Here is an 18,820-nt window from a genome sequence, read left to right as displayed (position 1 = left end):
TTGGCATTAAACAAACCTTTCAACAGAGGACCAAGGCTACCATTTAAGAAAAAGGAAGCTGAACACAACATCAATCAATTTATCCGTGCTCAGGAAGTTCGCCTTGTGGGCGATAATGTGGAGCAGGGAGTTTATTCACTACGGGATGCCCTGGCAATAGCAGAGGAGCAGGAATTGGATCTGGTAGAGATATCTCCCAATGCGGTGCCTCCTGTTTGTAAAGTAACAGACTATAACAAGTTTATTTACGAGCAGAAGAAAAAGTTAAAGGAAATTAAAAGTAACGCCAAGCAGACCGTTATCAAAGAAATCCGTTTCGGACCGAATACCGATGATCATGACTTTGAATTTAAATTAAAGCATGCCATTAAGTTTTTGGAAGCGGGCGAAAAGGTAAGAGCTTACGTACACTTTAAAGGGCGTGCAATTGTTTACAAAGAGCAGGGTGAAATATTACTATTGCGTTTTGCACAGGCGCTTGAAGAAGTGGGTAAGGTGGAGCAATTACCAAAGCTTGAAGGTAAACGCATGTTTTTAACCGTTACCCCTAAGGGAGCGAAGAAATAGATGTGAGATATTAGATTGGAGATGTGAGACAAAAGAATTCTCAAATCTCACGTCCCAAATCTCAGTTCTAAAAAAAAGAATTAATTAAATAAATACATATACAGACGGTTATGCCAAAAATGAAGACCAATTCCAGTGCCAAAAAGCGCTTTAAGCTTACTGGAACAGGTAAAATCACCAGGAAGAACGCCTACAAAAGCCACATCTTAACCAAGATGTCGACAAAACGTAAGCGTAACCTTACTCACACCAGTTTAGTTTCTGATGCTGACATGGGTAACGTAAAACGTATGCTTTGCATAGGTAAGTAATTAACAATTTTTTAACCAGGTATTAGAGTTTAAAGTTCAGTATTAAAACTGGCACTCACTACCAAAAAACAAAATCATGCCACGTTCAGTTAACGCAGTAGCGTCGAGAAGACGCCGGAAAAAAATCATGAACCTAGCCAAAGGCTATTGGGGTTCACGTAGCAAGGTGTATACCGTTGCTAAAAACACAGTTGAAAAAGGCTTACAGTACGCTTACCGCGACCGTAAAACCAAGAAAAGAGAGTTCAGAGCTTTATGGATCCAACGTATTAACGCTGGTGCCCGTCAGCACGGAATTTCTTACTCTCAATTAATGGGTAAATTAACAGCAAAAGAAATTGGTTTAAACCGTAAGGTATTAGCTGATTTAGCTATGAATCATCCGGATGCTTTTAAAGCAGTTGTTGATGCAGTAAAATAATTTAAAAATATCGTTTTAAAAACAAGGAAAAAAGTTGTCTCTGTAAAAAGAGACAGCTTTTTTTGCTTTTAGGCCTCACCATCTATACAATATCAATCTAAAATAGATATACCATTGGCATCGGTTGATAATACCTCACTCATATAATCTAAAAAAGGGCGCATATTTTTAAATATTGCATTCACCTTAAATAAAAAATCGGAGTTGAGTATCTCCTCATCACTAAATTCGTACTTAAACAAAAACTGTTTATACTGTAAGAGATCAATTGCAGGATGATCTTTTGCATATCCCCGCGGAGCGGATTTGATCTGCGCTCCTCTCATTTTCCCAAATGTTTTTACCAGTGCTGGGTTAGCAAGCAGTTTTCCCCAGTCTTCATAATTGGCATCAATATCCTGCCTTATCCTTTTCATATCGTTTGGTTCAGGCCCGAAAAAACCGGCAGCAATAAATGAATTTCCTGGTTCAAGCCTAAAATAATAACCGCCTCTAAGCTTTTTAGTAGCCCTTTTTAAAGATCCGCTCCAATGGGTATTATATGGCATTTTATCTTTTGAAAAACGTACATCTTTATAAATCCGGAATAAGCTTTTTTTACCTGAGGCGGTTTCGATTTGATCATGCCTGTTCATTTCTATAATCAGGGCATCAGCAAAGGCAACAATATTATTCTGTGCTTCAACATAGCGGTCTTTATAGGTATTGAACCATTCGCGGTTATTGTTTTTGGAGAGATCTTTCAGAAATTCAATAGAATCTATGTTTATAGTAATCGGAGCCATTTTTGAGTCTTGAGTAAGTGATCAAAACTAATCAAAAGTAAATCACCCAAAAGTAAAAGTAAAAGTAAAAGAGGCCGCTTCATATTATTGAGGCGGCCCCTTAGTATTTAAATTAATCTGTTGATAATGGTTGGATTGCTTCTAGTTCACAATAATTACCACATCATCTTTATCTTCCAAATCCATAAACTGCTTAAAATTTTGCACGTCGGCATCAATCATGTTTTTGAACACAGGGTTAAGTACATGGGCAAGGCCTGCACCTAATCCTCCGGCAGGGGGCTGATAACTGATTATCAGATCAATCAGCGTTCCGCCATCCTGCGCATCCCTGAACCTTATTTTACCGGCATTATCAATCGCAGAACCAGGAACTGAGCTCCAGCCAATGAGTTCGTAGGGCACATCCATTACAATTTCGGCATCCCAGCTTATTTTGGCAACTCCGGTGGGCAATTTAAGTACCCAGTGGGAGCGTTCATCATCAATTACATTAACACGGCTCAAATGATTCATAAACAACGGCAAATTATCCAGCTGACGCCAAAACTCATAAACAAACTTTCGTGATTTATTTACTTTAAAGGAAGATTTGATCCTGATATTAACCGGATCGGTATTTACCTTCCCAGCCTGCGAATACAATTCACAATGCCCGGTAACACCCCTGTTTAACAAATAACCGCCTGCTCCAAGTTTCAGCAAGCTGGTAAAAGGACTTTTAAATAAATGTTTTATTCCTGAAAGGCTAAGTTGTACGCCCGCAGCTATAGACACATAGCGCTCGGACCAGTTTAAATTTATGCTGTTATGTGCAGAAACGGGTTCGTATCCGTTTATCCTTTGCAATGTTGTTGTTGCCATAATAATGTTTAAAGAGGTTTATTATTTCAACAAACATTAATACAGGAGGTTTTCTTTAAATGAAATTAAACAAAAACATCACTAAAAGAATATACTAATAGCTAAACTTAAACTTTTTCAAATCGGGTAAATATTTTTTAGGTCGATTTAGTTCATATTGATAAATTACCTGACCGAGGTTTTTTAAAAAAGGAAGGCATATCGTTTTATATTCATATTTGTCATCGTTATAAATACCATCGTCGTTTGATTGAACTACAGCAGTAAGTATAAACTCAACCTTGTTTTTAAAATCGACGAAGTAAGCATTATCAATATCGTAGCCATATGAATCGCCCACTTTATTAAATATCCTGATATCAGGATTAATTACAGCAGTACTGTCACCTCCGTAAAACAGAAATTTACAAAAAGCAGGATAGTAGTCCGAACTATAAGAAGGGTAGTGGCTCTCGTTGGGAAACATGCTCATATAATGATACAAAAAATCGTAATCGGTAGGTTTCAGATCAAATTGCTCATCTTCCGGAAAAGCCTCGGGGAACAATAAACGCTTCAGTACCATTTGCTGATCAGCAATAGTATAAACATTTTTGTTGCTGAAATCAAATGGTTGCATTATTAACTGATTATTGCCATTAATATACCCCTTACCCTGTAACATATTATCCAAATGCATAGGATAATCGTTATTGTCATATTGGCTAGGCTGATGATAGATTAATTTTTCTCCCTTATAAAAATCAATTGCATTAGTGTGTTTTGCGGCATCGCCGCCATCGCCTATAGCTAATCGTCCAATAATGCGTGTATTGTTTAAACCATACTTTTTTAATTTTGCATTAATTTCAGCGCGGCCAACAAACTCATAAAGCCGGTTATAAGCATAATTATCGCTTACCAGTAATATTTTTTTGATGTAATTACCAATGCTGGGTAACAAATTATAAGCTGAACTATCCTGAATCATCCTGGTTTCACCCTCGAAGGAACTATCCGTTTTCATTACGGTATTTTTATTCAGATGAGGTATATTCAACTCATTTAGTTTCTCAAGTGCAAAGATAGCTGTAGGCAATTTTACAGTGCTGGCAGGATAAAAATAGTGTTTAGCGTTAAGCCGGTAGCTAAATGATTTAAAGTGCGGCACATTGTTTTCATCCCTGTCTATTTGAGTGTAAAGTATTTGCACTTCATTATGTGTAGGATGATTAAGAATGTGACTAAATAGCTCCTGGTGGGATTCTACCAGATTTTTAAGAAAAGTTGTATCGGGCGATTGTGCCAACGAAAGCATGTTGATCATTAACAGGGTTATAGTACAAAAATATTTCATCAAATTAAATATACGAATGATAGTTTGTGTTTGTTAATTCTTATCTTACTTTTGCATCGCTTTAGGTTTTCTTAAGGATAATACCATAAGAAATTAAAAGGGAATACGGTGTAATTCCGTTACTGTCCCGCAGCTGTAAGCTCCATAAACTGTTGTCCAATCAATTAGTCACTGTTCCGCTAAAACGGAATGGGAAGACCGGGCAAACGGGGAGTAAGTCAGAAGACCTGCCTCAGCACTATATTATTCATAGCTTTCGGGGATTGAGGCTTGGATGTGAAACTCTTCTTTGTTGGTTGTTTGTTTCCATTCTGTTCATTTCTGTATGCTGTGGGTTAAAACTCACAACAACATGAAAAAAAATTATGTTTTAGTTGCTACAGGCCTGGGGCTTGTCCAACTGGTGTTGCTTAATACAGCAGCACACGCACAAGACACTACTAAAGTACTTAATGATGTAGTAGTAACAGCTACACGTTCGCCACAAAAGCAATCAGAAATTGGCCGTGTAGTTAGTGTAATTACAGCAGATGACATCAAACACGCACAAGGTAAAACGCTGCCTCAATTATTAAACACCGTTCCGGGTATTGTTTTTTCAGGTGCCAATAATGCTCCTGGAATTAGCTCCGATGTTTATATGCGCGGGGCTACAACCGGTAATACATTGATCCTTATTGATGGTTTTCCGGTAAATAATCCATCGACAATTGATGGCAGTTATGATCTTAATGCTTTTCCACTCGACCAGATAGATCACATCGAAATATTAAAAGGCAGTGGCTCTACATTATATGGATCGGACGCTGTTGCTGGTGTAATCAACATTATTACCAAACACGCTAAAGGGCAAGGCTTAAAAAGCAACGTTCAGCTTAGTGGCGGCTCTTATGACACCTTTAAAGAGTCGGCAGGTATTAACGGAAATATAAAAAACACCGGAGTTGCTATCAATTTATCGAATACCGATTCGCATGGTTTTCCAGCAGCTACAGATACTACTGGTAAAGGTGGGTTTAGGAATGATGATTTTCATCAGCGTTCAGCAAGCGTAAATCTGAATCAAAAGGTATCCGACAATTTGGTAATAAATGGAAATTTTCAAGGCAGCTATAATACAGGGCATTTACCCCAGGAAGCTTTTACTGACGACCAGAACTATACCTATGCCAATACATTCCTATTTGGCGGTTTAGGTGCCGATTTAAAAATTCATAAAGGTGACCTGAAAATCAACATTAGCGAAACTGATGTTAAGAACAACTATAATGACCTAGCGGGCCCAACCAATTTTGATTTTGCATCATACCAAAAAAACACCGGAAATATTACAGATGCAGAGGCTATTTTCAATTACGAATTTTGCAAGTATTTTAGTATTGTAACTGGTGCTGATTTTAAACATAGAAGTACCAACCAACTCAGCACATTTGATACAATACCTAAAACTCAAGCAACAGATAATATTTTCAATGCTTACGCTTCTCTATTCTTTAAAGCCGGAATTTTTCATATGGAATTAGGCAATGGCTATGACCATGATAGCCAATACGGTAGTAAGTATAATTATACAGTAAGTCCTTCTGTATTATTATTTGATCAGCTTAAAATATTTGCAACCACAGCTTCTGCTTTTAAATCTCCATCCCTTTATCAATTATATTCCCAATATGGAGGCACATACCTAAAACCAGAAACAACTACTTCATATGAAGCTGGCTTTGACTGGGAGATACTTAAAAACACATTATCATTCAATACCGTTTTTTATAAATACAATACAAAGAATGTAATCTATTTTATTGAAGAGAATGACCCTCCTTACGGAAAATATGAAAATGGTTCATTCCAAAAAAATAAAGGGTTTGAATCTGAGTTAAAGTATAAAAACAATGATTTTACAGCATCAGCCTATTATGCTTATGTAACCGGAGCATTGACTGATGTAAACGGAGTTGTGACCAATTACCTTATCCGCAGACCAAAAAACACTTATGGCGCTAATATCTATTATCAATTTATCAGCAACTTTTCAGCTGGTGTAAATTACAGGTATACTGGTGACAGGACTGATGAGAATTTCACAACCGGTTCCAATGTAACCTTAAAACATTATAATCTGGTTGACGCGCATCTGCAATTTGAAGCAAACAAACACATCAGTCTATTTGCCGATTTAAAAAACCTGCTTGATGAAAAATATACCGATTGGTTGGGATATAATACCTCCAGGTTTAATTTTATGGCCGGAGTAAAATATCAGATCAATTAGGAATTGTTTATTTGAAAGTATAATCCGTATTTTTACCTCATAAATTTAGCTATGTCACTAAAAAAAATAAACTTAAGAAATGGCGCATTAATCTTCATGATTATTTGTGCCGCAGCTACCAGATTAATCAATTTCAATCATCTTACTGGCTGGAGCAATTTCACTCCGGTAGGTGCAATTGCAATGTTTGGTGGAGCTTATTTTGCCGATAAATGGAAAGCATTTCTTGTTCCTTTAGTTATTTTATTTATAAGTGATATACCGCTGGACTATATGTATTTCGGCAAATTTATGCTCTTTTATAGCGGCGCTTTGCCGGTTTATATAGCCTATGCCTTGATGGTGCTGGTAGGAACCTTTATCAGAAAGGTAACTGTTATAAATGTTGCAGCAGGCTCAGTACTTACTATTGTTATTCACTGGTTAGTTACCGATATTGATCCCTGGTTACAAGGAACATTATATTCAAAGAGCTTTTATGGTTACTTTGAATCACTGGCCGCAGCAATTCCTTTTGAATTAAATGGGCTTTATGCTACCCTTATTTTTAGCGCAATTCTATTTGGCGGCTTTGAACTGGCTCAAAGAAAGTTCACTTTCCTGCGTTTAAATAAAGAGTTAGCTATTTAATTATATAAAAAATCAATAAAAAGCGATCAGTCTTCAGGCAGGTCGCTTTTTTTATAGGCTGAATTTTATGATCTATTATATTACAGGTGGCACACGGTCTGGCAAAAGCAGCTATGCACAAAAGCTGGCTTTAGGCTTAAGCGATAATCCTGTTTATCTTGCAACCGCCCGAAAATGGGATGATGATTTTAAAAGCCGCATTAAACGCCATCAACAAGATAGAGATGAACGCTGGGAAAACATTGAGGAAGAAAAAAATCCTTCAAAACTAGCCTTAAAAGGTAGGGTAGTGGTATTGGACTGTGTTACCTTATGGCTCACCAACTTTTTTTCGGATACCAAATACCATGTGGATGAAACTTTAAGTTTAATTAAAGAGGAATTTGATCAATTTGCCGAAGTTGATGCCACCTGGATCATTATTTCTAACGAAATTGGTATGGGAATGCACGCCGATACCGAAATAGGTCGGAAGTTTGCGGATTTGCAAGGCTGGATTAACCAACATATTGCCGCAAAGGCAGATAAAGCTATTTTTATGGTATCAGGGCTACCATTAGACTTAAAGTAATGAAACACGTAGTTATTCTTACTGGTGCCGGCATAAGCGCCGAAAGTGGCCTAAAAACCTTTCGCGATAGCGATGGCTTATGGGAAGGTTATGATATTGAGGATGTTGCAACGCCTGAAGCCTGGCATCGCAATCCCGTCTTAGTACAACAGTTCTATAATGAAAGAAGAAAATCAGTATTGGAAGCGCAACCAAACGCAGCCCATCTTGCTTTGGCCAAGTTAGAAGAAAAATACAAGGTTACCATCATTACCCAAAATATTGACGACCTGCATGAGCGTGCCGGGTCAAGCAATGTAGTCCATCTGCACGGGGTTATTACACGGTCGCAATCAAGCAAAAAAGCAACCCTTACCTACCCGATAGACGGGTGGGAGATCGGCATGAATGAGAAATGCGAATTTGGTTCACCATTGCGTCCGCACGTAGTTTGGTTCGGCGAAGATGTACCTATGATTGTACCCGCCATGAACATTTGCCGAGAAGCGGATATTTTTGTATTAATAGGTTCATCACTAGCGGTGTATCCTGCGGCAGGCCTAATCGGTTATGTCGATACTGACATTGTTAAATACATCATCGATCCTAAAATACCAACCGTTTATAACTTAACTGGCGTGGTTAAAATAGAAGAAAAAGCAACTATTGGAGTTCCCAAACTGGTTGACGAATTATTAAATGCCTAATTAAATGGAAGATCTTAATGAACGATTGTTTCTGCAGCACGAAGCGGATTTATTGCTTGAAATAATTACGAACAGGAGGGATGTAAGAGGAAACCGTTTTACCGATGAAACTATCGAAGAAGAAAAGATCAGTCAGATATTGGAGGCAGCGGTAAATGCACCTTCGGTTGGTTTTTCACAGCCCTGGCAATTTGTAATCATAAAAAGTAAAGAGATAAAAGAACAGGTAAAATCTACATTCAACACGGAAAACGAAAAGGCTTCTAAACTTTTCAAAGATGAAAAACAACAAGAATATAATCGTCTAAAGCTGGAGGGTATCTTTGAAGCTCCGTTAAATATCGCCATCTTTTATGCAGGTTCCGACAAACCCATACTTGGACAAACATCCATGGCCGAAGTGGGTATGTACAGCGTAGTCTGCGCCATACAGAACATGTGGTTAATGGCCCGTGCACTTAATATTGGCATGGGCTGGGTAAGTATTATTGACCCGGAAAAGGTTAAGCAGATACTGAAAGCACCTAAAGACAATAAACTGATAGGCTATTTCTGTCTCGGATATACCAATGGCTTTTTACAACAACCCGAATTAGAACTTCTAAAATGGGAAAACCGCAAAAAGCTTTCAGAACTAATTTTTAACGAAACCTATTAAAACAGTAATACCAATACATCATCATGCCTCAAAAACTACAATGCATATTTAACTGGAGCGGTGGAAAAGATAGTGCGCTTGCACTATATCATTGTTTGCAGAATCCTGATATCGAAATCAAATATTTGGTTACCACGGTTAATGATGCCCTTAATCGTATTTCTATGCATGGGGTAAGGGAAGAGTTATTGGTTATGCAGGCTGAAAGTATCGGTGTTCCATTATACGAGATCAGACTGCCTGAAATGCCGGGAATGAAAGAATATGATGATACTATGAGCCATCATCTGCAAAAATTAAAAGGAGAAGGGATTACACATTCTATTTTTGGCGATATTTTTTTGGAAGACCTTAAAAAGTATCGTGATGAAAGACTTGCAGAAATTGGCATGACGGGTATTTACCCGCTCTGGAAACGCGACTCGCATGAACTGATCAATGAATTTCTAACATTAGGTTTTGGAACCGTGATAGCCTGCACACAGGCCCGATTGGAAAACTTTGTTGGCCGGGAAATTAGTCCCGAACTGATTAGTGAACTACCCGTTGATGTGGATGTTTGTGGCGAAAATGGAGAGTTTCATACCTTCGTTTTTAAGGGACCGATATTCAAAACTCCAATAAATTATAAAACAGGTGAAAAGGTATTTAAGCAATATGCCGCACCGAAAAATACAGACGACACCTGCTTTTCATCCAACCCGGTTACTACAATATCTGGTTTTTGGTATTGTGATCTGTTGCCTGATAATTGATATAATTCACTTTTTGATATTGGTCATCTTTGCCGCTTGTGGTAATTTTTGTAATGGTGCCATAGTCGATATCCAGTTGAAAAACTTTGTCGAGCGGAATTTTTAAAACATAAGCAAGCAACGACCGGATAACACCTGCATGACTCAGGATGTAACTTTTGGGTTGCGTTTGTAATAACAAATCATCCCAAAATTGAGCACAGCGATCATACAGATTATTAAAGTTTTCGCCTCCCGGAACTCGGAAGTTTACATAATCGGCCATCCATAAATTTAAAACAGCCTCATCAATTTCGGTCCAGGCTTTTTGCTCCCAATCGCCAAAATGCATTTCGGAAAGTTTCGGATCAACTTGATAGTTGTCGTCCGACAAAAACTGGGCTAGTTGAGTACAACGTTCAAAAGGACTCGAGTAAAATACGGCACCGTCTGTTTTGTCGCCTAAGGTTTCTTTCAATGTATTAAATGCCGTCTGCCAGTCAGCTTTTAGGGCTATGTCTGATTGTCCATAACAAAGTTTGCCGGGGTTATGCACGGCAGTATGCCTGATTAGATAAATTTCCATTAGTTAGCGTATTTAAATATAACCAGTAAGGAAAGATAAAACACTACTTCTGACACTTGTTGGACAGCTCCCAGGCAATCGCCTGTATAACCACCTATCCACTTTTTAAAATATCCTGAAAAATACCAGCGCACCAGCAACAACGGAACTAAAGTAATCCAAACATAAACAGTGGCAAATAATAACAAAGGAAGCAATCCGGTAATAATGGCAAATGCTAATCCACCCGTGCTCATTTTGGTAGCAAGTGGTTTGGTTTTGCTGGTATCATCTTCGCGAGCGTATTCATCTGTAAAGATTAGTGAAACGGCATTTAACCGACTGATCGCATGCCCTGCTATTAAAGTTATAACAATAGTTTCTGTTGGCAGATAATTCAGGCTCGTCCATTTTAATAACAGCATTAAGCCAATGCCGATTACGCCATAAGTACCCAGGCGCGAGTCTTTCATAATCAGTAAAATCTTCTCTTTAGTCCAGCCGCCGCCAAAACCATCGCATACATCGGCAAAGCCATCCTCATGGAAAGCGCCGGTGGTTAATATCGAGGCAGCCATACTTAATAAAAGGGCAATTTCTTTAGGGAGAATGAATTGAAACCCATAAAAAAACAAAGCACTTATCGATCCAACCAAAATACCAACCATCGGAAAATACCGGGATGATTTATTCAGATATTCTTCGGAATGATCAACCCATTTAGGACAGGGGATCCGAGTGAAAAACATTAATGCGGTAAAAAAAATACGGACCTCTTTTTTCATTATTCCTTATTACTTACACCAGCAGACTCAAAGCTGGCCATTTCATTCAAAAAATTAACAGATGCATTTACTATTGGAAAAGCAATGGCGGTTCCTGTACCTTCACCAAGCCGCATACCCAAGCTCAACAAGGGTGATACTCCCAGATATTCCAGTAATAGTTTATGACCTTTTTCATCCGATAAATGGCAGGCAATTACATAATTCTTTATTTCCGGGTATAGTTTATAAGCTGCCAGATAAGCGGTAGTGGCAATAAAGCCATCCAGTAAAATAACCATTTTATTTTCAGCGGCCTGCAACATGGCTCCCGTCATCATAGCAATTTCAAAACCCGAAAAAGCCATCATGATCTTTTCCCAATCTTCGAGTTCTCCATGAAATTCAACGGCGGCTTCTAATACCCCGATTTTCTTTTTTAGTCCTTTATTATCTAAGCCTGTACCTCGGCCAACACAGTCATGTAAATCGGTTTCAGTAAAGTAATGCATCAGCATAGCAGCCGATGAAGTGTTACCAATTCCCATCTCGCCAAAAGCAATACAGTTACAGCCTTTCTCAAAAAGATCATTCACAATGGCCGAACCTTTTATAAAGCACTCGCTTAGTTCTATGCGCTCCATGGCAGTATTATTCAAAAAGCTGCGGGTTCCTTTGTTTACTTTGTAATGAAGCAATTTGCCCAGGCTGCCGAAATCATAATTAACTCCTGCATCCACAACTTTTACAACAAGGCCGTTTTGCCTTGCAAATACATTAATACCTGCACCCTCGTTTAAAAAGTTCATCACCATTTGGTAAGTTACTTCCTGCGGATAGGGGCTAACACCATCGTTGGCAATTCCATGGTCGCCGGCAAAAACCAACACCGTGGGGGACTTGATCTTCGGACTCAATGTTTCCTGAATGAGCCCAATTTGCAATGCAATATCTTCCAACTTTCCAAGTGAACCAAGTGGTTTCGTTTTATAATCAATTTTGTGTTGAAGTTCCTTTTCAAGCGACTTTTCAACCTTTTTTACCTTAAAATCTTTCATTTCTATAATATTCTTATTGCCAAATATAATTTGGTGTTTTTTATAACTAATTAATTATCAATATTTTAATTAAAATACATGAATAGTAAATTCATTTACTTTAAGTACTTCTTAATTGAATTTTAATAAAACCTGCCAAATTAAATTTTGTTTAACGCCTAACACCTATATAAGTATTTAATTTTCAGATAATTATATATTAAACAGAAAACTAATAATTATACCTGTTATAACTTTCCTTAAAATCCTTACGCATTTCATGAAAGCGGGCCAAAACGGTTTTTAAAAATTCATCATCCAACAATTCAAATACACTGTTAACCCCGTCGAGTAAATCGGCTTCTGCAATTTTATAGATCTGTTCCAGGTTCCCCTGCTCCATCTTTACAATAAACTTATGGTTCATATTCAGAATGGATATTTTAAATTCGGGATGTGGTAGCTCTGCAATAATTCTCATGTTTCAAAAGTTTTGATGCTTTACCTTTTTTGTGGTAAGGTGTGCTAAATAAAAGATTAAATATGAGATTCATCTTAATTACTTTTAACATAGCAATGTTATTTTTGCACCATGGCCGAAGATTTAAACATAACCGCATCAACCGACAAGAAAGAACAGTATCAGTCACTATTACCCCAGATTGAAGCTTTGCTTTATGGCGAAGCTGATTTGGTGGCAAACCTTGCCAATGTATGTGCTGCTCTAAAAGAACAATTTAAGTGGTTTTGGGTTGGTTTTTACCTGGTAAAAGATAATGAGTTAGTATTGGGTCCGTTCCAGGGACCTGTGGCCTGTACTCGCATTGCATTGGGAAAAGGTGTTTGTGGCACTTCATGGCAACAGGAAAAAACACTAATTGTTCCGGATGTAGAACAGTTCCCCGGACATATTGCCTGCAGCTCGCTTTCACAATCCGAAATTGTAGTGCCGGTATTTCATAATGGCAGGGTAGTAGCCGTGCTGGATGTGGATAGCGAAGAACTGGATCAGTTTGACGAAACCGATGCCCAATACTTGGAAGCCATCGTAAAACTGGTAAATTTTTAAATGAGTAGAATATTTTTAATACCCGGATTAGGGGCCGATACCCGGGTATATAATAATATCGACTTAAAGGGGTTCGACGTTACCCGAGTTGATTGGATAGCACCTGATAGCACCGACACTTTATCCACTTATACACAAAAGATTGTATCACAATACAATATAAGCAATAATTCAATAATAATTGGCAATTCATTGGGTGGAATGATTGCCATTGAAATAGCCAAACACCTTCCGGTTAAAAAAGTAATTCTCATTTCAAGTATTAAAACTATTGATGAGGCGCCTGGGTATTTTAAATTTTTCAGGAGATTCCCTATTTATAAAATCATTCCTGGCAAAGCATTTACCAGCGTGGATTCCCTGGTAGAACCACTATTCGGGCATATGAGTAAAGCGGATAGCTGGCTTTTTAGGGATATGCTTAAAAAATCATCACCTGTATTTATAAAATGGGCAATGGGAGCAGTTTTAAAATGGAAGAACAAGACCATTCCTCCAAATGTCATTCACATAACCGGCGATAGAGATTTGGTTTTTTCTTATAAAAGGATCAAAGATGCTATTATTGTAAAAGGTGGCACTCACATTATGATATTTGATAAGGCGCAAGAAATAAATAAGATACTAAAGTCTATATTGAATTAAAAATGAAGCTGCCGGAAACATATTATCATAGTGCTGATGTAGTTGCACTGAGCAGGGACCTACTTGGTAAATATCTATTTACCTGTATTGACGGTATAACTACAGGTGGATATATAGTTGAAACAGAAGCATATAATGGCGCTATTGACAAAGCATCACATGCTTATGGCAACAAACAAACGCCCCGAACACAAACCATGTTTATGCAGGGAGGTATCAGCTATGTGTACCTCTGCTATGGCATTCATGAGATGTTCAATATCGTGACTTCGGTAGAAGGGCAACCACATGCCATACTGATCAGAGCTATTAATCCGACTGAAGGCCTGGAGCTGATGCAACTGCGCCGGAACATGCCGGTTGTGAAACCCAATATCACTTCAGGGCCTGGCTCTGTAGCTAAAGCATTGGGCATATCGCGTAAAATAAATACATTAAGTCTGCAGAGCGATGTTATCTGGATTGAAGATCGCGGCCTATCTTATCCGGACAGTGAAATCATGGCGGGTCCAAGAATAGGTGTATCCTATGCCGCCGAAGATGCCTTACTGCCTTACCGGTTTTATGTAAAAGGGAATATTTACGTAAGCAAGCCAAACAAATAATTTAACTAATTTTGGTCAAATCCTTTTCTTCGCCCGCTTTACGACTTGTTGTAGAAAGAGCAGGTTGTGCAAAGCAATGACCAGGCATGTTAATTTTTTTGACATGCAATAAAACACATATACGGTTAATAAACAGTAAATTATACCCTATTACTTGTAATATAAAAAGAACCTAAAACGACCAATGAACTACCAGAATACACTAGCATTTGCTACTGCGCTTGATGAACAGGATGAATTAAAAGATTTAAAAAAACTATTTTTGGTACCACAAAATAAAGGGAAGGATGTAATATATTTCTGCGGAAATTCCCTGGGGCTTCAACCGGTAACAGCACAGCAGTATGTTTTGGATCAGTTTGCTAATTGGAAAAACCTGGGCATTGAAGGTTTTTTTGAGGGTGATGATCCCTGGTTGGGCTACCATAAAAAGCTAACCGGGATACTTGCCAACCTGCTTGGTGCCAAAAAAGACGAGGTTACTATAATGAATTCGCTAACAGTTAACCTTCATTTATTGATGGTAAGCTTCTATAAACCAACTAGTAAACGTTATAAAATAATAATGGAAGGCGGTGCTTTCCCTTCAGATCAATATGCTTTTGCCAGCCAGGCCAGGTTTCATGGTTATGATCCGAAAGAGGCTATTATTGAAATTTTTCCAAGAGAAGGGGAATCAATTTTAAGGACAGAAGACATCCTGAAAACGATTAACAATCATGCTGATGATCTTGCTTTGGTGCTGTTTGGCGGGGTAAATTATTTCACCGGGCAATTCTATGATATCGAAGCAATTACCAAAACGGCCCATAAGGTTGGGGCGTTTGCAGGGTTTGATCTGGCGCATGCTGCCGGGAATGTGTTGTTGAATTTACATGACTGGGATGTGGATTTTGCAGCATGGTGTTCATACAAATACATGAACTCGGGCCCTGGTGGTATCAGCGGAATTTTTGTAAATGAGAAGCATTTTAATAATCAATCACTTAACCGCTTTGAGGGGTGGTGGGGCTACCGTGAAGATAAACGCTTTTTGATGACGCACGATTTTGAGCCGGAAATCGGAGCCGCAGGATGGCAGCTCAGTACAAGCCCGGTAATGTTACTAACCCTGCATAAGGCTGCACTGGATATCTTTCAACAGGCAGGCGGATTGGAGCCTCTGCGGGCAAAGAGTCAGCTACTAACAGGCTATCTGGAATTCCTTATTGAACAAATTAACCAGAACAAAGGCGAAGACGTGCTTAGGATAATCACCCCAAAAAACAAAGACGAACGGGGTTGCCAACTTTCAATAGTTTGCAAAAACAATGCCCGCAAAACGTTTGATTTTTTAACAAGCCATAGCGTTATTGGCGATTGGCGCGAACCTAACGTAATTCGCCTAAGCCCGGTGCCGCTTTATAACAGCTTTAAGCAAGTTTTTGACGTTGCCGGTATTCTCGCAGCTTCACTGGGAGAAAATTGATTAGGCGGCCTAAAATCGATTTAAAAAAACTAACCATCATTGCAAATGCCTTGTCGCTTTTTTTTTCATTTTGACTAAGTAATTGTTTTTTGCAGACTGATTCATCTTCAGTTTCCAAACACGTGGAGTGAGTAAATTTCAATTAAACTAAAGATTTACAATGCTGTATAAACCGGAGGTTTATTCCATTATATTAAACTATATAATATAATAATAATCAAGTGTTTATAGTTAATAACTAAAGCAAAAAATCAATCATTAGGTATGGACAAATCACTGTTCAATGTTACTGTCCGATAGAAATTTCGAAAATGATAATATCTGACTTCCGGGTATACACAATCGTTAGTGATCCCTACCCAGGGCGCTTTAAAGGCCGCCAGAATAAACTTCAACCGCTTGGACTCACATTTATAAGTCTGAGAAAAAAGGATTGATTATAGCCTCTCTAATTCGTTCGTTTTATTGTTAGCCTGTTGAAATTCCATTTTTCTTTCCAAATTTGCCTAAGTCCGATTTCAACAAAATATTAATGCTCAAAATAGCCTTCGATCCGATATATATCCATCCGCTGCCAGAGGGACATCGTTTTCCAATGCTGAAATATGAATTGATACCTGAACAATTACTTCACGAGGGATTAATCAGTAAGAATAATTTATTCACACCGTCTCTGACATCAGAAGAAGTGATCTGCTGGACGCACGAGAAAAACTATTGGGAGCAATTAAGGGATTTAACCCTACCTGCCAAAGAACAACGCCGGACAGGCTTCCCGTTATCTACCCAATTAGTGGAGCGTGAACAGCGCATTGCTCAGGGCACAATAGAGGCTTGCCATTATGCTTTTCAGTATGGCGTGGCTTTTAACATTGCCGGAGGAACACATCATGCCGGCACCAATTGGGGAGAAGGCTTTTGTTTATTAAACGACCAGGCAATTACAGCTAATTATTTATTAAACAGTAAATTAGCTACATCTATATTAATCATCGATTTAGATGTGCACCAGGGGAATGGCACCGCGCAGATATTTGAACAGGAGCAAAGGGTGTTTACTTTTTCTATGCATGGGGCTAATAACTTCCCGTTCAGGAAAGAAAAATCCGACCTTGACATTGCCTTACCGGATGGTACCGGTGACGAAGAATATTTGCAAATACTTCAACAAACACTGCCCGGATTGATTGAACAGCAAAAGCCTGACTTTATATTTTACCTTTCGGGTGTGGATGTACTGGCAACAGATAAGCTTGGCAAGATGGCTTTAAGCAGAGACGCCTGTAAAGCCCGCGATCAATTTGTATTAGAACAATGCGTCAAACACCACATTCCGGTTCAGGTAAGCATGGGAGGGGGCTATTCGCCTAACATCAGGGATATTGTTGATGCACATTGTAATACCTACCGGGTAGCTAACGAGTTATACTTTTAGTCCTGCGCTGGTATCATCACCGTTTTATCCTCATTCCGTTTGCTGATAAACTGGAAACGAAAAAACAACAAGATAGAAGACACCATCAAACCCAGCACCAATCCGTACCATACGCCTTTAACACCCAGATGAAGGATGATCCCCAAAACATACCCAACCGGTAAACCAATCACCCAATATGCCAGAAAAGTGATTAATGTCGGAATGTTCACATCACCCATTCCACGCAATATACCTAAGCCCACTACCTGCGTACCATCAAACAATTGAAATAGCGCAGCAATGATAAGTAACTGTGCAGCAATACCTATCACCATGGTATCAGAAGTGTAAATCCACGGAAGTACATGATTAAGCAAAGTAAACAGGATAGCTGTGCAACACATAAAGGCTATAACAATGTGATAGCTGGATATAGCCGAGTGCCGCAATTTTTGATGATCACTTACCCCAAAGTAGTTTCCTGATTTTATTGCTGCTGCTGCTGATAAGCCACTAGCCATCATATAAGTAATAGATGCAAGGTTAATGGCCACCTGGTGAGCGGCCTGCTCGTGGTAACCGATAGTACCTATAATTACTGCAGCCGCACTAAACGCGCTGATCTCAAAAGCGTACTGCATGGCCACTGGCGCACCGATGCTTAAAATTTGTAAACAACGGACCTTACTTATATTGGTTAGGTAAAAGCCTTTGAGATACTTTTTAAAGTTAACAGACTTGAAAACATACATACTCATTACCAGCGCCATTAAACAGCGATCTATTAGGGTACTGTAACCAACACCCTTAACACCCATTGGGCTAATACCAAATAGCCCTTTTACAAAAACTATACCCACACAAACATTAAGTACATTACCCCAAATTGAAATAAGCATGGCCTGTTTAGTAAAGCCCAGACCTTCGGCAAATTGCTTAAAGGTATTGAATATCAGCATAGGTATAATTGACAGCCCCAGTAAGAACAGAAATGGCTTTGCCTGGCTTACTACAGCAGGGGTTTGATGCAGGTGATTCAGTAATAATATGGAGCCAACTATTGTAACAGTGAAAAGTATTATACCTGTTAGTACGTTTATAAACAAACTATTTGAAAGCAGCTGTCCGCACTCGGCATAATTATCACGGCCATTATGCTGGGCAATTAAAGGTGTTATCCCATAAGATACACCAATACCTATAACCAGTAGAATCACAAAAATACTATTAGCCAGTGATACCGCTGCCAGCGAAACGGTACCAGCAAAGTGACCTACAATAATAGTATCAGAAGTTTGTACAAGCGTATGGCCCAATTGGGATATTACCACCGGGATAGCCAGGTTAAGGTTATCAAAATAATGACCTTTATATTTTTGGTAGATAGATTTCATTGATAATAAATGTGAGATACG

Annotated in this window: 22 protein-coding genes and 1 riboswitch; of the genes, 14 read left to right on the top strand and 8 right to left on the bottom strand. The window is 38.7% G+C overall.

The window, feature by feature from the left end:
• The 3 genes from infC to rplT all read left to right on the top strand — a co-directional run bounded on the left by infC (position 1) and on the right by rplT (position 1,299).
• Positions 1-567 (top strand): translation initiation factor IF-3, encoded by a 567-nt coding sequence (infC, locus tag JN11_RS10590; protein ID WP_144912377.1) that lies wholly within the window; start codon positions 1-3, stop codon positions 565-567.
• Positions 568-677: 110 nt separating this feature from the next.
• The gene (gene rpmI / locus JN11_RS10585) at positions 678-878 is read left to right on the top strand and encodes a 50S ribosomal protein L35 (protein ID WP_094570984.1); all 201 of its coding nucleotides are present in this window, start codon (positions 678-680) and stop codon (positions 876-878) included.
• Between the two features lie 76 nt (positions 879-954).
• The gene (gene rplT / locus JN11_RS10580) at positions 955-1,299 is read left to right on the top strand and encodes a 50S ribosomal protein L20 (protein ID WP_144912376.1); all 345 of its coding nucleotides are present in this window, start codon (positions 955-957) and stop codon (positions 1,297-1,299) included.
• 92 nt (positions 1,300-1,391) lie between these two features.
• Here rplT and JN11_RS10575 read toward each other — a convergent pair whose 3' ends face one another.
• From JN11_RS10575 to JN11_RS10565, 3 genes are all read right to left on the bottom strand, one after another.
• Positions 1,392-2,084 carry a DUF2461 domain-containing protein gene (locus tag JN11_RS10575; protein ID WP_144912374.1) on the bottom strand — a complete coding sequence of 231 codons (693 nt, stop codon included), beginning with the start codon at positions 2,082-2,084 and terminating at the stop codon, positions 1,392-1,394.
• Positions 2,085-2,225: 141 nt separating this feature from the next.
• Positions 2,226-2,948: an SRPBCC family protein gene (locus JN11_RS10570; RefSeq protein WP_144912372.1), complete on the bottom strand. Its 723-nt coding sequence runs from the start codon at positions 2,946-2,948 to the stop codon at positions 2,226-2,228.
• Between the two features lie 94 nt (positions 2,949-3,042).
• Positions 3,043-4,284: a serine hydrolase gene (locus JN11_RS10565; RefSeq protein WP_144912371.1), complete on the bottom strand. Its 1,242-nt coding sequence runs from the start codon at positions 4,282-4,284 to the stop codon at positions 3,043-3,045.
• Between the two features lie 46 nt (positions 4,285-4,330).
• Positions 4,331-4,533, top strand: a riboswitch (cobalamin riboswitch).
• Between the two features lie 103 nt (positions 4,534-4,636).
• On the opposite strand from JN11_RS10565, the gene JN11_RS10560 reads away from it, so the two are divergent.
• The 6 genes from JN11_RS10560 (at position 4,637) to JN11_RS10535 (ending at position 9,856) form a co-directional block, all read left to right on the top strand.
• Complete coding sequence (locus tag JN11_RS10560) at positions 4,637-6,556, top strand: TonB-dependent receptor plug domain-containing protein (RefSeq protein ID WP_170227736.1); 1,920 nt, start codon at positions 4,637-4,639, stop codon at positions 6,554-6,556.
• Between the two features lie 51 nt (positions 6,557-6,607).
• Positions 6,608-7,186: a DUF6580 family putative transport protein gene (locus tag JN11_RS10555; RefSeq protein WP_144912366.1), complete on the top strand. Its 579-nt coding sequence runs from the start codon at positions 6,608-6,610 to the stop codon at positions 7,184-7,186.
• Between the two features lie 67 nt (positions 7,187-7,253).
• Positions 7,254-7,757 carry a bifunctional adenosylcobinamide kinase/adenosylcobinamide-phosphate guanylyltransferase gene (locus JN11_RS10550; RefSeq protein WP_144912364.1) on the top strand — a complete coding sequence of 168 codons (504 nt, stop codon included), beginning with the start codon at positions 7,254-7,256 and terminating at the stop codon, positions 7,755-7,757.
• Positions 7,757-8,443: an SIR2 family NAD-dependent protein deacylase gene (locus tag JN11_RS10545; protein ID WP_144912362.1), complete on the top strand. Its 687-nt coding sequence runs from the start codon at positions 7,757-7,759 to the stop codon at positions 8,441-8,443. Before JN11_RS10550 ends, JN11_RS10545 begins: the two co-directional genes overlap by 1 nt.
• 4 nt (positions 8,444-8,447) lie before the next feature.
• The gene (gene bluB / locus JN11_RS10540; protein ID WP_144912360.1) at positions 8,448-9,101 is read left to right on the top strand and encodes a 5,6-dimethylbenzimidazole synthase; all 654 of its coding nucleotides are present in this window, start codon (positions 8,448-8,450) and stop codon (positions 9,099-9,101) included.
• 23 nt (positions 9,102-9,124) lie between these two features.
• Positions 9,125-9,856: a Dph6-related ATP pyrophosphatase gene (locus JN11_RS10535; RefSeq protein ID WP_144912359.1), complete on the top strand. Its 732-nt coding sequence runs from the start codon at positions 9,125-9,127 to the stop codon at positions 9,854-9,856.
• Here the strand turns inward: JN11_RS10535 and cobC are convergent.
• The 4 genes from cobC to JN11_RS10515 all read right to left on the bottom strand — a co-directional run bounded on the left by cobC (position 9,810) and on the right by JN11_RS10515 (position 12,682).
• On the bottom strand, positions 9,810-10,421 hold the full coding sequence (gene cobC, locus JN11_RS10530; RefSeq protein WP_144912357.1) for an alpha-ribazole phosphatase: 612 nt from the start codon (positions 10,419-10,421) through the stop codon (positions 9,810-9,812). The two genes, JN11_RS10535 and cobC, sit on opposite strands and share 47 nt — an antisense overlap.
• Complete coding sequence (locus JN11_RS10525; protein ID WP_144912355.1) at positions 10,421-11,185, bottom strand: adenosylcobinamide-GDP ribazoletransferase; 765 nt, start codon at positions 11,183-11,185, stop codon at positions 10,421-10,423. Before JN11_RS10525 ends, cobC begins: the two co-directional genes overlap by 1 nt.
• Positions 11,185-12,222 carry a nicotinate-nucleotide--dimethylbenzimidazole phosphoribosyltransferase gene (gene cobT / locus JN11_RS10520; RefSeq protein ID WP_144912353.1) on the bottom strand — a complete coding sequence of 346 codons (1,038 nt, stop codon included), beginning with the start codon at positions 12,220-12,222 and terminating at the stop codon, positions 11,185-11,187. Before cobT ends, JN11_RS10525 begins: the two co-directional genes overlap by 1 nt.
• A gap of 211 nt (positions 12,223-12,433) precedes the next feature.
• Positions 12,434-12,682 (bottom strand): hypothetical protein, encoded by a 249-nt coding sequence (locus JN11_RS10515; RefSeq protein ID WP_144912352.1) that lies wholly within the window; start codon positions 12,680-12,682, stop codon positions 12,434-12,436.
• A 111-nt stretch (positions 12,683-12,793) separates the two neighbouring features.
• On the opposite strand from JN11_RS10515, the gene JN11_RS10510 reads away from it, so the two are divergent.
• From JN11_RS10510 to JN11_RS10490, 5 genes are all read left to right on the top strand, one after another.
• Positions 12,794-13,270 carry a GAF domain-containing protein gene (locus tag JN11_RS10510; RefSeq protein ID WP_144912350.1) on the top strand — a complete coding sequence of 159 codons (477 nt, stop codon included), beginning with the start codon at positions 12,794-12,796 and terminating at the stop codon, positions 13,268-13,270.
• Complete coding sequence (locus tag JN11_RS10505; RefSeq protein WP_144912348.1) at positions 13,271-13,915, top strand: alpha/beta hydrolase; 645 nt, start codon at positions 13,271-13,273, stop codon at positions 13,913-13,915. It abuts the gene before it with no gap.
• A gap of 2 nt (positions 13,916-13,917) precedes the next feature.
• Positions 13,918-14,520 (top strand): DNA-3-methyladenine glycosylase, encoded by a 603-nt coding sequence (locus JN11_RS10500; RefSeq protein WP_144912347.1) that lies wholly within the window; start codon positions 13,918-13,920, stop codon positions 14,518-14,520.
• 184 nt (positions 14,521-14,704) lie between these two features.
• Positions 14,705-15,988, top strand: a complete 1,284-nt coding sequence (kynU, locus tag JN11_RS10495) for a kynureninase (protein WP_144912345.1) — start codon at positions 14,705-14,707, stop codon at positions 15,986-15,988.
• Between the two features lie 532 nt (positions 15,989-16,520).
• Positions 16,521-17,423, top strand: coding sequence for a histone deacetylase family protein (locus JN11_RS10490; RefSeq protein WP_144912343.1), 903 nt, complete (start codon positions 16,521-16,523; stop codon positions 17,421-17,423).
• On the opposite strand, the gene JN11_RS10485 is transcribed toward JN11_RS10490, so the two are convergent.
• Positions 17,420-18,799, bottom strand: coding sequence for an MATE family efflux transporter (locus tag JN11_RS10485; RefSeq protein WP_144912341.1), 1,380 nt, complete (start codon positions 18,797-18,799; stop codon positions 17,420-17,422). The genes JN11_RS10490 and JN11_RS10485 overlap by 4 nt on opposite strands.
• Positions 18,800-18,820: the final 21 nt, after the last annotated feature.

The organism is Mucilaginibacter frigoritolerans (assembly GCF_007830615.1).
GTDB classification, from domain to species: domain Bacteria; phylum Bacteroidota; class Bacteroidia; order Sphingobacteriales; family Sphingobacteriaceae; genus Mucilaginibacter; species Mucilaginibacter frigoritolerans.
Note: the sequence above shows the minus strand (reverse complement) of the source record. Positions and strands in the feature narration are given on the sequence as shown.